This is a genomic window from Oleomonas cavernae (assembly GCF_003590945.1).
Lineage (GTDB): Bacteria > Pseudomonadota > Alphaproteobacteria > Zavarziniales > Zavarziniaceae > Zavarzinia > Zavarzinia cavernae.
Genome location: NZ_QYUK01000011.1, coordinates 154,694 through 167,808, shown reverse-complemented (window position 1 = coordinate 167,808; position 13,115 = coordinate 154,694). Strand labels below are relative to the sequence as shown.

At 64.4% G+C, this 13,115-nt stretch carries 12 protein-coding genes; 6 read left to right on the top strand and 6 right to left on the bottom strand.

Annotation, left to right across the window (positions count from 1 at the left end; translation table 11 throughout):
- The first annotated feature begins 295 nt into the window (after positions 1-295).
- The 4 genes from D3874_RS04440 to D3874_RS04425 all read left to right on the top strand — a co-directional run bounded on the left by D3874_RS04440 (position 296) and on the right by D3874_RS04425 (position 3,463).
- Complete coding sequence (locus D3874_RS04440) at positions 296-1,591, top strand: site-specific integrase (RefSeq protein ID WP_119782121.1); 1,296 nt, start codon at positions 296-298, stop codon at positions 1,589-1,591.
- A gap of 68 nt (positions 1,592-1,659) precedes the next feature.
- Complete coding sequence (locus tag D3874_RS04435) at positions 1,660-2,289, top strand: DUF6088 family protein (protein WP_199698937.1); 630 nt, start codon at positions 1,660-1,662, stop codon at positions 2,287-2,289.
- Entirely contained in the window at positions 2,282-2,593 is a 312-nt protein-coding gene (locus D3874_RS04430) for a nucleotidyl transferase AbiEii/AbiGii toxin family protein (protein ID WP_119777003.1), read from the top strand. The genes D3874_RS04435 and D3874_RS04430 overlap by 8 nt, the downstream gene beginning before the upstream one ends.
- Positions 2,594-2,627: 34 nt before the next feature.
- Positions 2,628-3,463 (top strand): IS5 family transposase gene (locus tag D3874_RS04425; protein ID WP_408899958.1). Its coding sequence is split into 2 segments (ribosomal slippage): positions 2,628-3,008 and positions 3,011-3,463, totalling 834 coding nucleotides; the frame shifts between segments, so codons are not numbered across the junction.
- 335 nt (positions 3,464-3,798) lie between these two features.
- On the opposite strand, the gene D3874_RS04420 is transcribed toward D3874_RS04425, so the two are convergent.
- The 6 genes from D3874_RS04420 to D3874_RS04395 form a co-directional block, all read right to left on the bottom strand.
- Complete coding sequence (locus D3874_RS04420) at positions 3,799-4,632, bottom strand: ABC transporter permease (RefSeq protein ID WP_119777002.1); 834 nt, start codon at positions 4,630-4,632, stop codon at positions 3,799-3,801.
- Positions 4,629-5,387 (bottom strand): ABC transporter ATP-binding protein, encoded by a 759-nt coding sequence (locus tag D3874_RS04415; RefSeq protein ID WP_199698936.1) that lies wholly within the window; start codon positions 5,385-5,387, stop codon positions 4,629-4,631. The genes D3874_RS04420 and D3874_RS04415 overlap by 4 nt, the downstream gene beginning before the upstream one ends.
- Before the next feature lie 80 nt (positions 5,388-5,467).
- On the bottom strand, positions 5,468-6,487 hold the full coding sequence (locus D3874_RS04410; protein WP_119777000.1) for an ABC transporter substrate-binding protein: 1,020 nt from the start codon (positions 6,485-6,487) through the stop codon (positions 5,468-5,470).
- A 54-nt stretch (positions 6,488-6,541) separates the two neighbouring features.
- On the bottom strand, positions 6,542-8,005 hold the full coding sequence (locus D3874_RS04405; RefSeq protein WP_119776999.1) for a UbiD family decarboxylase: 1,464 nt from the start codon (positions 8,003-8,005) through the stop codon (positions 6,542-6,544).
- 34 nt (positions 8,006-8,039) lie between these two features.
- On the bottom strand, positions 8,040-9,284 hold the full coding sequence (locus D3874_RS04400; protein ID WP_119782117.1) for a flavin-dependent oxidoreductase: 1,245 nt from the start codon (positions 9,282-9,284) through the stop codon (positions 8,040-8,042).
- 71 nt (positions 9,285-9,355) lie between these two features.
- On the bottom strand, positions 9,356-9,955 hold the full coding sequence (locus D3874_RS04395; protein WP_119776998.1) for a UbiX family flavin prenyltransferase: 600 nt from the start codon (positions 9,953-9,955) through the stop codon (positions 9,356-9,358).
- 404 nt (positions 9,956-10,359) lie between these two features.
- Between D3874_RS04395 and D3874_RS04390 the strand changes: the two genes are divergently transcribed.
- Together D3874_RS04390 and D3874_RS04385 are read left to right on the top strand one after the other, a co-directional pair.
- Entirely contained in the window at positions 10,360-11,313 is a 954-nt protein-coding gene (locus tag D3874_RS04390) for a MarR family winged helix-turn-helix transcriptional regulator (RefSeq protein WP_158595832.1), read from the top strand.
- Positions 11,314-11,550: 237 nt separating this feature from the next.
- The gene (locus tag D3874_RS04385; RefSeq protein WP_147385519.1) at positions 11,551-13,062 is read left to right on the top strand and encodes an alginate export family protein; all 1,512 of its coding nucleotides are present in this window, start codon (positions 11,551-11,553) and stop codon (positions 13,060-13,062) included.
- Positions 13,063-13,115: the final 53 nt, after the last annotated feature.

Genomic DNA, 13,115 nt, shown 5'->3' with positions numbered 1-13,115 from the left:
GGTCTGCTTCGGGCGGCCCCCAAAAGCAAAAGGCCGCCTTGCGGCGGCCTATCGCATTGATCCCGAAGGATCAAAGTTGGTCGGAGTGAGAGGATTCGAACCTCCGGCCCCTAGCTCCCGAATTTGATTTTTCTATATTTACCGTTTTACTCTGTATGTCCTTATTTGTCCCTATGTGCCTGCCATACTTGACTAATTTGACTTTTGTCAGGTCCCGACACATCATGAGCTTACTTAGTGTTTCACGACCACGGTGGCTACACGGTGGCTACACGAGCCTGATGAGAAAAGCCTCATGCCGATACTCAAGCTTGGCCGAAAGGCCCTCAGCAACCTGCCGGCCGTTACCAAGGCGACGTTCTATTACGATGACGAACTAAAGGGATTTGGCCTGCGCGTGATGCCCTCCGGGCAAAAGACCTGGATCGTGGAATATCGGCCCGGCGTGGGCGGTCGAGGCACAACTAAGCGTCGCGTCGCCATAGGGTCGGCAGGCGTCCTCACGCCTGACCAGGCTCGAAAGGCAGCCAAGGATATTTTGGCAGCGGCCCGCCTTGGCGAAGATCCAGGAGCAGAGAAAGCCGAGGCTCGGCAGTCAGCAACGCTTGAGAAACTGCCCCGTAGATACGAGGAAGAGGCGGGAGCATCGCGCAAGCAATCGACCAAAGACCTCTATGCAATTTACTGGCGGTGCCACATCCGCCCTCACCTAGGCTCGAAGCGGCCGCGAGATGTCACGAAAGCCGATATCGCCGAAATGCACCGGAAAGTCGGGAAGGACCATCCCGCCACAGCGAACCGGCTCGTTGCCGTGCTGGGCCGGTTCTTCGTGTGGCTCGAGGACGAGGCAGAGGTGCCACCGGGTTTCAACCCGGCACGGAAGATCGAGCTCTTTCCCGAACAGGGCAAGGAGCGCTATCTGACCACGGGGGAGTTCGCGCGTCTTGGCGCCTCGATACGAGAAGCCGAAACCATTGGCATCGAGTGGAAACCCACCGACTGGTCCAAGCCGAAAGCCGAACACACGCCCAAGCTCCCCGAGAACCGACGAACGATCATTTCGCAGCACAGCGCCGCCGCGCTGAGGCTCTTGATCTTCACTGGTGCTAGGTTGCGAGAAATCCTGAACCTGCAGTGGCGGCACGTTGATCTGGAGCGTGGCCTCCTGCTGCTTCCCGACTCCAAGACCGGGAAGAAGACGATTGCGCTTGGCGGCCCTGCCATCGCACTTCTTAAAGAGCTGCCGCGGTCGGGAACATTCGTCATCGCTGGAGACGATCCGGACAAGCCCAAGCCGGACCTGAAACGGCCCTGGGCACTGGTATCACAGCACGCGGGCTTGGCCGATGTCCGCATCCACGATTTGCGACACTCATTTGCGAGCATCGGCGCAGGCTCGGGCCTGGGCTTGCCAATCATCGGTAAGTTGCTCGGGCACGCAGACGTCGAAACCACCCAGCGCTACACTCACCTGGACGCGGCCCCTCTCCGCCGGGCATCGGATGCTATCTCATCGATAATCGCCCAAGCCTTGGACAGGCACCGAGATCGGCCCGAGGGCGGCACGGCTGACCAGTCGGGGGCCGCGTAGCGTGACGTCAGAAAAGGCCGAGCAAGGCTCTCTTGTGTGTCAGAAAAATATAGCTTAATTTCTGACACATGAAGACTCCTGCGCTGTCCGTTTCCGACCAAATCATGAAGCGTGCCCGTGCCAGCAGGCGCGGCAGCGTCTTCACGCCCGCTGACTTCGTCGACGCTGGCAGTCGGGCCGCCATCGACCAGGCCTTGTCGCGCCTGGTCAGGGGCGGCAAGCTGCGCCGGTTGGCCCGGGGCCTCTATGACTTTCCAAAGACCCACCCCAAGCTCGGTGGCCTGGCGCCAAGCCCGGATGACGTGGCGCGGGCCCTGGCCCGGGAGACCGGTTCTGTAGTGCAGATCACCGGCGCGCGGGCGGCCAATGCGCTTGGCCTCTCCACCCAGGTTCCGGCACAGAGCAGCTACTTGACCGATGGCCCCCCGCGGCGAGTTGTGCTGGGCAAGCGGGTCGTTGATTTGCGCCATGCCTCGCCAAAGCATCTGATCGCGCCGGGCAGCGCCGCGGGCACAGTTGTTCAGGCTTTGCGGCACCTTGGTCCGGTCCGGGCGGCCGACATTGTCCAAGTAGCTTCCCGCACCCTGTCGCCGGCAGACAAGAAAGTCCTTCGCGCCAGCGCTGCGCAAGCGCCGGCCTGGATGCGGATGACGCTCATCTCGATCGGGCAAGCGGCTTTAGGCGACGTCAATGGATAAGGTCGCTGTCTCGAGCCGCGCCGATCGAGAAGCCTTATCCGGGCAGACCGGCGCGGCGCGTGGTGTCGCAGACGCCATCGTCGAAAAGGATTTCTGGGTTTGCTGGACGTTGAAGCGCCTGTTCAGCCTGCGGCAGGAGGGCATGCCTACCCTGGTCTTCAAAGGTGGCACGTCTTTGTCGAAGGCCTTCGGTGCCATCCGTCGATTTTCCGAAGACATCGACCTATCCTTCGATCGGGCTGAACTTGGCTATGCCGGTGAGAGCCTGACCCAAGAGTATATTGCGCGCGGTTTGGTTGTGTGATTCACCGAGTCCGTCATCTTGACGGAGGTGATTTGTGGCGTGGACGGATGAGCATCGGGCAATCTATCGGCGCGGGGACGGCCAGTTTCCAAACGATCTGACGGATCAGGAATGGGATCGTCTGTCGCCCCTGATCCCGGCGGCGAAACCAGGTGGTCGGCCCCGCAAGACCGACATGCGCGCGGCGATGAACGCCATCTTTTACCTGCTGCGGACCAGTTGCCCCTGGCGCTACCTGCCGCGGAAGGACTTCCCGCCGCGTTCGACGGTCTACAACATCTTCCGCAAGTTCCAGCGCGAAGGTGTCTGGGACGCGATCTGGGCCGAGTTGCACATGGCCTTGCGCGAGCACCTCGGCCATGAGGCGAGCCCGACGGCGGTGGTGCTGGACAGCCAGTCGCTCAAGGCGGCGGAAAAGGGGGCGGTCAAGACAACGCAGTGGGTTACGATGCCGGCAAGAAGGTGAAATGGCGCAAGATCCACGCCCTGGTCGACACGCTGGGCCTGCCCATGCGCGTCGTCGTCCACTCGGCAGGCATCCAGGACCGGGATGGTGCCGCGCTCGTTCTGGAGCGGATCAAAGCGCGCTTTCCCTGGCTCCAGCTAGTCTGGGCCGATGGCGGCTACAATGCCCGCCAGGTTGACGCCGCCGTAGCGAAATCTCCGGGTCTGCGCATCGAGATCGTCAAGCGCACCGATGACATGAAGGGCTTTGTCGTGCTGCCCAGGCGCTGGGTGGTGGAGCGGACCTTCTCCTGGTTCGGCCGCAACCGGCGCCTCGCCAAGGACTGGGAAAACCTCGCCGACACCCTGCATGCCTTCGTCACCCTCGCCTCGATCCAACTCGCCATCAGAAGGCTCGCGCGATAGTAGGCTTTTGAGTCAGGCTCTCAGTGTGCTGAAAGTGGACATTCAGGGGAGAATGCGAAGAATGCACGGATCACTTATGGTGCCCGGCAATTCCCACTGGAAGGCACACCAATTCCTGGGCGCGGACCACAAAGAGCCCTGTGGTGCGATCGAGGAAGGCCCCGACACATCGCTGTGCCGGGGCCAGGCAGATCGGAGAGAGCCCGACATCAGGCGCTCGGTGGCACCGGATCCTGGTTGAAGAGGGTCAAGGCAGTTTGCTGATCTGCAGCCGGAAAGACCGATGAGGCGGGCATCGCTTCAAGTGCTCGCCGTCAACCAGAAGGCGCGTCAAGTCAGGCATTCCCTGTCGTTGCATGGTTCCACGGCGCAATCCGGCGCTCCAGCCGCCCGACCAGCCAGGTCAGCCCCGTCGCGATGACCGAGAGCACCAGCACGGCGGCGAACATGCGGTCCGGCTGGAAGGTGCCGCCGGCTTCGACGATGACGCCGCCCAGGCCCGTGAGCGCCGTGAAGAATTCGGCGATGACGATGCCGATGACGGCCTTGCCGATGCCGATGCGCAGGCCGGTCATGATCGAGGGGATGACCGAGGGCAGGATGATCTGGTTGAGGATGCGGGCGGGCGAGGCATTGAAGGCGGTGCCGACCTCGATCAGGCTGCGCGGTACGTTCTGCACGCCGTTCCAGGTGTTGATCACGATGGCGAAGACCGTCATGGTCGCGACCATCACCGCCTTGACCACGAAGCCCAGGCCGAACCAGAGCATGAAGACCGGCACCAGCGCGATCATCGGCATGGCATAGCCGACGATAATGAACCAGCCCAGCGCCGCCTCGACATAGCGGAAGCGGCCGATGAGCAGGCCCAGCGGCACGCCGACGACGACGGCGGCGACGAAGCCGGTGGCGAAAGGCTTGGCGGAAGCCAGCAGCGCCTTGCCGATCGTACCGTCGCCGATCATCGTGATCAGCGCCGCCACGACCTTGGTCGGCGGGGCGAGGAGAATGGGATTGGTCTGGCGGGCGACGATCTCCCACAGCACCAACAGCACCACGATGGTCCCGACGGTCACCGAATAATCGCGCCAGGTCTTGCCCCGAGGCTTCTTGATCACAGCGGCCACCTTGGTTTGGGCGGTTGCCCGATTGCTGAGGATCATGGTCATCGGTGCGCCTCTCCGCTTTCCTTGGTGTGGATCAGCTTCCACAGTTCCTGGCGGCGCTCGACAAGCTGGCTGGAGCCGCGCAATTCGTCGAGCGACAGGGCGCGGTCCATGCCCGTTTCCAGGATGCTCTGCATGCGGCCCGGATTGGGCAGCATGGCGATGATCCGGTCGGCCAGCAGCACCGATTCGTCGAGGTCGTGGCTGACAATGATGATGGTCTTGCCGGTGCGCGCCTGAATATCGAGCAGTTCCTGCTGCATGACTTCGCGCGTCTGGGCGTCGAGCGCCGAAAAGGGCTCGTCCATCAGCAGCACCTGGGGATCGATGGCCAGGGCGCGGGCAAGGCCGACGCGCTGCTTCATGCCGCCCGAAAGCTCGTGCGGGTGCCGGTCCATGGCATGGTCGAGGCCGACGAGCCGCAGCGCATCCCTGGCGATCTCGACACGCTCGGCCTTGGCCACCCCGCGCGACTCAAGCCCGAACATCACGTTGCCCAGAGCCGTGCGCCAGGGCAGCAGTTCCGCGTGCTGGAAGACAATGCCGCGGTCGAGCCCGCACCCCGTCACCACCTTGCCGCCGACCTTGACGGTGCCGGAGGAGGCCTGTTCCAGGCCCATGATAATGCGCAGCAGCGTGGTCTTGCCGCAGCCGCTGCGGCCCGTCAGGGCGATGACCTCGCCCTTCCTGACCTTGAACGAGACATCGAGGAGAGCCTGGACCTGCCGGGCCGGCTGGGCGAAAAACTGCTTGCTCACGTGCTCCACCTCGACAGCGTAGCCGCTGTCTGGCCCGGCAGAAGGGCTCCCGATCCTGTCGGGAGCCACATCCAATACCGTCATTCCACACCCCCATAGTAGGTCGACTTGACTGTGCCGACGCGGGCCACGGCCTGCTGACGATAGCTGTCGTCGACCAGCGGATCGACGTTCACCGGCGCGGACGAAATGCCCAGCTTGGCCTGCAGGTCGGCAAGATACTTCATCTGCTTGACCGGAATCTCGCCATTGAGCGCCAGATAGCCGCCCTCCTTGAATTCACGGTAGGCGGCCAGGATCGACGGGTCGTCGGGGGCAAGGCCGCCGACGGTCGCGGCCGACAGCGCATTGGCCTCGTCGGGGTGATCGACGGCATAGCGCATGCCCTGGATCAGGCCGGCGATGAGGCCCACCACGCCTTCCCCGTTCTCAGTGTGCAGGAAGGCGCTGCTGGTGATCAGGGCATAGCGCGGATAGTCGGGAACGACGTCCTTGGCCATGGCCAGGACCTTCACCTTGTCGGCCTCGGCGCGGCCGATGTAGTCGCTGGGCGAGCTGGCGGCATCGACGAGCCCGTTGACCACGGCGCGGTAGCGATCGGGGCTGCCGCCCGAGTTGGCGAAGGTGACACTAGCAAGATCGACCCCCTTGGCCATCAGCATGGCCTTGGCCACGACGGCCGGCAACGCCGCCGGCCCGCCGACCCCGATGGTCGCGCCCGACAGATCCGCCAGCGTCTGGAACTTGGGCTTGGAATAGATCGTATAGTTCAGCCCCGGCATGGTCGAGCCGATGAACTTGATGTCGGCTCCCTTGGCCGAGGCCAGCAGGGCCTCGCTGGGGTTGGCCTGCACCACGTCGATTTCGCCCGCGATGAAGGCGGGGAAGGCCTGGGAGGCGCTCTTGAAGGTGATCACCTCGACCTTGACGCCCTGCGCTTCCCAGAAGCCCTTCTCCCGCGCCATCAGCAGGAAGCCTGAGTCGAAGCCCGGATCGTAGACGCCGTAGCGCACGGTGGGGACATCCTTGGCCGAAGCCTGGCCGAGGGATAGAAGGCCGAGCACGGCCGTTATCAGTGCGGTTGCAAAGAACTTTTTCATGTTTCCTCCTCCGGGGAATTCAAATCCCGGTATTTGTTGGGCTTCGCGTCTTTCTCAGTTGTCGAGGACCGACTTGAACTTGGCGGCCACCCTTGCGCGCAGTTCGTCGCTGGCGCGGGCCACCTGCGGAAAATCCTTCAGCCGCTCGAACGGCCGGCAGGCATCGATCAGGCCACGGGAATTGGTCCCCGTCGCCATGTCGAGGATCGGGTCCAGCGGACCCGACCAGGCGCGCTTGATCAGGTCGATGTCCTGCGAGGGATCGCAGCGGGTGCTGATCGCCCAGAGCACGTGGAAGGTGTTGGTCGGATCGATGTCGTCGTCCACCACCACGACGAAGCGGCCCATGTAGGAGGCGGACTGGCAGCTCGCGGCCAGGTGCAGCGCCTGCCGGGCATGGCCCGGATATTTCTGCTGCAGCGAGATGATGTTGAACATGCGGGCGCAGCCCGCCTCGTGGCACCACACGCCCTTGACCCCGGACAGGCCGGCGCGCTCGATCTCGTCCCAGATCATGCCCGACTTGGTCACGCATTTGCTGAAGTTGAAATCGGACGGCGGCTGGATCGGCGAGGCGATCGTCATGATCGGGTCGTTGCGGTGATAGATCCGGCGCACGCGCACCACCGGCTGCTCGCTGCGGTGGCTGGCGTAGTAACCGGTGAATTCGCCGAACGGGCCTTCCATGCGCACGTCGCCCGGATACATCTCGCCCTCGATCACGATCTCGGAGCGTGCCGGCATGGGCAGGCCGTAAAGCTCGCTTTTGACCACCTCGAAGGGCTGGCCGCGGTGGCCGCCGGCATAGTCGTATTCCGAAAGGCCGTAGGCGATCTCGTTGCCCGAGGCGAGGAACAGCAGCGGATCGTGCCCGCAGGAGATCAGGACCGGGCAGGGCTTGCCCTCGCGGAAATACTTGTCGCGGATCTGGCGGCCCTGCTTGCCCGGCGAAACCCACAGGCCCAGGTTCTTCTCGTCGTGGACCATGGCGCGATAGGTGCCGATGTTGATCCAGCCGCCGTCGGGATCGCGCATGATCACCAGGTCGTCGGTGCCGATGTAACGCCCGCCATCCAGCTCGTGCAGGCGCGGCACCGGGAATTTCAGCACGTTGACGTCATCGTCCCGCATGACGTTCTCGTAGACCGGGGCGTCCGTCACCTCGACCGGCGGGATCGGCTTGTGCACCTTCATCCGGTTGCGATAGTGCTGGACGATGTCGATCGGCTTCTTCGACAAGGGGAAGCCCAGGGTGATCGCCAGGCGCTGGCTCGAATTGGTCAGGCCCGAGGTGCAGCGATAGCCGGGATAGCCCGGAATATCCTCGAACAGGATCGCCGGCGGCTGCTCCAGCCCCGAGTGATAGACCAGCTCGGCCAGACAGCCCATCTCGAGATCCCAGTGGGCACCCTGGACGCGCTTCAACTCGCCGGCCGCCTCGACCCGTTCGAGGAATTCCCGAAGGTCGCGGTGCGGTACGTCGGCGCGCAGCGGCCGGTCTGCCTGGATATAGCTCATGCGCTCGTTCCTCGTGTTGCCGTCGGTTCGCCGGTTACGACGCCACGGCCAGTTTTTCGCGATCGTAGCCGGCCGCCCGCTTGTAGCTGGACGACAGCGCCGCAAGCTCTTCCGCGCTGATCACATCCTCGATCCGCTCGAAGGGCTTGCCGCCGGTGCGGTCATGCACGACCTTGAGGATGATGTCGGGCGGTGTCGACCGGTTCATCAGCACCACGCGGGAGGTCGCCGCCAGGCGCTCCGCCTCGTAGGCGCGGAGTGCCTGCCGCGGATCCTCGGCCGCGAGCAGCGCCTTGGCGAGGCAGGCCGCATCGAGGATCGCCTGGCCGGCGCCGTTCGAGCCGCGCGGGTACATGGGGTGGGCGGCATCGCCCATCAGGGTGACGCGCCCCGTGGTCCAGAACGGCAGCGGATCCTGGTCGACCATGGGGAACTCCAGGATCTTCTCGGTCGCCTGCAGCAGGCCGGGCACGTCCAGCCAGTCGAACTTCATATCCTTGAAGGCCCAGAAGAAGTCGTCCAGTGAACCTTCCTTGTTCCAGTCGCGCTTTTCCTTGAACTTCGGCGTCTCGATCTCGACCACCCAGTTGATGAGCTGGTTGCCGTTGCCGTCGACATCGTTGCGGATCGGGTAGATCACCAGCTTGCCGGTCGACAGCCAGCCGATGCGGGTCATGTTGCCGCCCTGGAGGAACGGCTTCCAGAGGGCGGCGCCGCGCCACATGTTGACGCCGGAATAGACCGGGTCGCCCTCGCCGGGATGCATCTGCTTGCGGATGACGGAATGCAGGCCGTCGGCCGCGATCACGACATCGGCCCGGACCGGCGGCAGGGGCGCCCCGTTCAAGGTATCGGCGAAGTGGACGGTGACACCCTCGCCGTCTTCCTCATAGCCGACGCAGCGCCGGCCGGTGTGCATGAATTCGGCGCCGGCCTGGGCCACGAAGCGGTGCAGCAGCGGCTCCTGGATGTCGCCGCGATGTATCGAGAGCTGGGGCTCGTCATAGCCGGCGTGGAGGCCTGCGGGTTCGGAATAGATGTGCTGGCCATAGCGGTTGAAGAAGGTCGATTCGACGGTCTCCACCGAACGCCGGCGCATCTCGTCGAGCACGCCCAGTTCGGCCATCACCTTGGTCGAGTGCGGCAGCAGGTTGACGCCGAGACCGAGCGGCGCGATCTGGGGCGCCACTTCGTAGACATCGGAACGGATGCCGCCCTTCGCCAGGCCGCAGGCCAGTGTCAGGCCCGCAATGCCGCCGCCGACGATGATGACTTTCATCTTCACACCTCTTGACATCCGCCGCCCGCCGGAACGCGGCGGGTGGATGGGCGGATACGTATCACTAAAAGTTACAGCGCTACGGCAGGGTCGTCCTTGCCGGGTTTGATGCCCGCCCAGCGCTCGATCAGCCCGGTATCGAGGCCGAACAGGTCGAGGACGCGGGTCACCGTATGGTCGACCATGGCGTCCAGCGAGTCGGGCTTGGCATAGAAGGCGGGCACCGGCGGCGCGATGATCCCGCCCATTTCGGTGACCGACTGCATGTTCTTCAGGTGCGCCAGGGTCAGCGGCGTCTCCCTGGCCATCAGGACCAGCCGGCGCCGCTCCTTGAGGACGACATCGGCGGCCCGCGCCAGCAGATTGCCGCCGGTGCCGTGCGCGATTTCGCCGAGCGTCTTCATCGAACACGGCGCCACGATCATGCCCAGCGTCTTGAACGAGCCGCTGGAAACCGCCGCGCCCACGTCGCTGGCGCCGTAAGTGAAATCGGCCAGCGCGCGCAGGTCCCTGACCGTCATGTTCATTTCATGGGCGAGAGTCAGCCCGCCCGCCCGCGAGACCACGAGATGCGTCTCGACCTGGAGCACGCGCAGCGCTTCGAGCAGGCGCACGCCATAGACGGCGCCGCTTGCACCGCTGATCCCGATGATGATCCTGGGTCTCGCCATTTCCGATCCCTTGCTGGGGTTTTCGGGCCGGGTTGGTCCTTTACGGACCCCGCGGCGCCTCCCTCATTGGAATTGTTCATACGTCTGATTAAAATATGAAGGGCCGGGTTGCCTTGTCAAGCCCCTCAATTCGCCCCGCCCCGGCCTTGCCGATGACACGCCCGCCGGCGGCAAGCGGCATTTCCCGGCTTTTGTGCCGACATGGCCGGGCATGCCGCTGGCCGGACCGCTGATGGACGATAGGCACGGAATTTGATCAGATTTATGATTGTACGACCTCGGCGATCTCATCATACTGCCGACGGTCGCATAGTGTGTCATGAAGGGGCCTTGATGCCTGCCGAAGCGAAACGGTTCTGCCTGCCGTCATGTGTCCGCGCCGGAAAGAACAGCGGCGGGGCGGCATGACCACCAGCAACGGGCAAACGGGACCGGCACGGGCCGAAGCGGGCCTCCTCGACGAACTCTACCGCCGCCCCGGCTTTCTCATCCGCCGCGCCCATCAGATCGCGGTTTCGATCTTCACGCAGGAATGCGCCGCCTACGATATCACGGCCACCCAGTACGGCGTGATGTTCGCCCTGAGCCGCTGCGACGGCGTCGACCAGATCACCATCGCGCGCCTGCTCGGCCTCGACCGTTCGACCACCGGCCTGGTCGTGTCCATCCTCGAGCAGCGCAAGCTCTTGTCACGCAGCCTCCACGCCGAGGACAAGCGCAAGCGCGTGCTCACCCTCACCGATACGGGGCGGGACCTGCTGGCCTTGCTGCGCCCCTGCGCGCTCGATGCCATCGTCCGCCTGTTGGCGCCGTTCCCGGCGCTGGAGCGCGACATGCTGACGGCGCTGCTCGAGCGCATGGTCAACCGGCTGGGCGGTTCAGCGGCCGCCGACGAACTTGCGGAACTCTACGGCCGCCCCGGCTACCTCATCCGCCGCGCCCACCAGATCGCCGTCGCCGTCTTCAGCGAGACCTGCAGGGAATTCGACATCACGACGACCCAGTTCGGGGTGATGTTCGCCCTGAGCCGCTGCGACGGCGTCGACCAGATCACCCTTGCGCGCCTGCTGGGCCTCGACCGCTCCACGACCGGCCTCGTCGTCGCCCTGCTCGAGGAACGCGGCCTGTTGCAGCGGAGCCAGCATGCGGAAGACCGCCGGCGGCGCGTGCTCGCCCTGACGGCCGCCGGCCGGACCCACCTGGCGGCGGTGATGCCCAAGGCCGTCCTCTCGGTCGAGCGCCTGCTGGAGCCTTTCACCGCGATCGAGCGGAACATCTTCGTCGAACTGCTCGATCGGCTGGTCAATCACCACAATGCCGACGTGCGGGTGCCCTTGATCGCCGAATCGGCAGGCTGACCCTCTCTTTTTTATCAGACATCGAACGGTCTTCCCGGCCCGATCGGCCGAGCAGGGGGCCGATCATTGCCTTTTACGCCGCGAGACAGGCTTGTTTCGCACTCAAAAGGGATTGACAGCACCATATTACGCAGAGATATGATTATCAGACATATGAACAAATAAGCACCGATTGCATATTCGGTGGCTATGGGGCAGGTCGCGCATTCCTGGCGCGGCCAATTGGGAGGAAGAAGAATGAGTACGCGCAACAGCCCGTCCACCCGACGGCTGATGGCACTATCCGGTGCCGGCCTCGTCGCGCTTGGCCTTGCCGCACCGGCCGGTGCCCAGACGGCGGCACAGCCCGCCGCCGCGCCGGCCCCCGCCGCACCGGCGGCAGCCCCCGCCAGTCCGCCGCGCGTCAACCCGCCAGGCCTGCCTTCCCGCTCGCCGACCGAACGCTGGCGCGAGGACCATTCGGCGCTCGCCGATCCCGCCAAGCGGACCGGCTTCTTCGCACCGCTGAAGTACATTCCCCTGAGCGAGGGCGAGAACCCGATTTACCTCACCCTGGGCGGCGAATACCGGCTGCGCTTCGATGATTTCAGCGAGAATGCCGCCTTCGGCCTGCGCGGCGTCGATGACGACGACTACCTGCAGCAGCGGGCGATGGTCTATGCCGATCTTCATTTCGGCTCGGTCGCCCGCGTCTTCGTCGAGTTGAGCGACACGCGCACCTGGGGCAAGGAAGCGACCTTGACCGCCTCCGACCAGAGCATGACCGAACTCCAGCAGGCCTTCGTCGACCTGACGGCCGGCACCAGCAAGACATCGACGATTACACTGCGCGCCGGGCGGCAGGAAATCCCGCTGGGCTCCGGCCGCCTGCTCGGCGTTCGCGACGCGCCCAACCAGCGCCGCAGCTATGACGGCCTGCGCGGCATGTTCGAGTCGGATGGATACACCGTCAGCGCCTTCTGGACCCGGCCGGTGCTGAACGGGCTTGAGTCCTTCGACGACGAGCCGGACGACAATCTGGAATTCAAGGGCGTCTATGCCACGCTGCCGATCGCCAAGGGCAAGCCGTTCAGCCTCTCGGCCGACGTCTATCTCATGAACTACGATCGTGACGGCGCAAGCTTCCAGGGTGCCACCGGCGAAGAGGACCGCAACACGATCGGCGTCCGCCTCTTCGGCACGCTGGACGATTTCGACTACAACTGGGAATTCGTCTATCAGTTCGGCCAGTTCGGCGACAGCGACATCAGCGCCTACGCCTTCGGGACGGACACCGGCTATACCCTGTCCGACGTCGTCCTCAAGCCCCGCCTCGGCGTGAAGTTCGACATCGCGAGCGGCGACGACAGCCGCACCGACGGGGAGCTGAACACCTTCAATCCGCTGTTCCCCAACAATGCCTATTTCACCCTGGCCTCGCTGACCGGCTACAGCAACCTCGTGTCGGTCTTCCCGTCGCTGCGTATCCAGCCGCTCGACGAGTTGACGCTCTCGGCCGGCGCGGACTTCCTCTGGCGCCAGACGGGCAACGACAGCGTCTACATGGCGAACATGGCCGTGGCGCCGCGCACGATCCTGAACGACGACAAGGACATCGGCACGGCCTATGTGCTCGAGGCGAACTGGCGGCCGGTTCAGTACATCACCGTCGTCGGCCAGTATGTGAATTTCCAGACCGATGATGCGATCCGTCTCGCCGGTGGCGACGACGTGAACTTCTTCCAGTTGCGTACCACCTTGCGCTTCTGACGCAGGCCCAGCAAAAAGGGCGCCGCCCCGGCCGGGACGGCGCCCTTTCCTTT

Bases quoted from the DNA above. Each gene is read 5' to 3' on its own strand.
- D3874_RS04440 (WP_119782121.1), top strand. From the start codon at position 296: ATGCCGATACTCAAGCTTGGCCGAAAGGCCCTCAGCAACCTGCCGGCC.
- D3874_RS04400 (WP_119782117.1), bottom strand. From the start codon at position 9,284: ATGAAAGTCATCATCGTCGGCGGCGGCATTGCGGGCCTGACACTGGCC.
- D3874_RS04395 (WP_119776998.1), bottom strand. From the start codon at position 9,955: ATGGCGAGACCCAGGATCATCATCGGGATCAGCGGTGCAAGCGGCGCC.
- D3874_RS04430 (WP_119777003.1), top strand. From the start codon at position 2,282: ATGGATAAGGTCGCTGTCTCGAGCCGCGCCGATCGAGAAGCCTTATCC.
- D3874_RS04385 (WP_147385519.1), top strand. From the start codon at position 11,551: ATGAGTACGCGCAACAGCCCGTCCACCCGACGGCTGATGGCACTATCC.
- D3874_RS04405 (WP_119776999.1), bottom strand. From the start codon at position 8,005: ATGAGCTATATCCAGGCAGACCGGCCGCTGCGCGCCGACGTACCGCAC.
- D3874_RS04410 (WP_119777000.1), bottom strand. From the start codon at position 6,487: ATGAAAAAGTTCTTTGCAACCGCACTGATAACGGCCGTGCTCGGCCTT.
- D3874_RS04390 (WP_158595832.1), top strand. From the start codon at position 10,360: ATGACCACCAGCAACGGGCAAACGGGACCGGCACGGGCCGAAGCGGGC.
- D3874_RS04435 (WP_199698937.1), top strand. From the start codon at position 1,660: ATGAAGACTCCTGCGCTGTCCGTTTCCGACCAAATCATGAAGCGTGCC.
- D3874_RS04420 (WP_119777002.1), bottom strand. From the start codon at position 4,632: ATGACCATGATCCTCAGCAATCGGGCAACCGCCCAAACCAAGGTGGCC.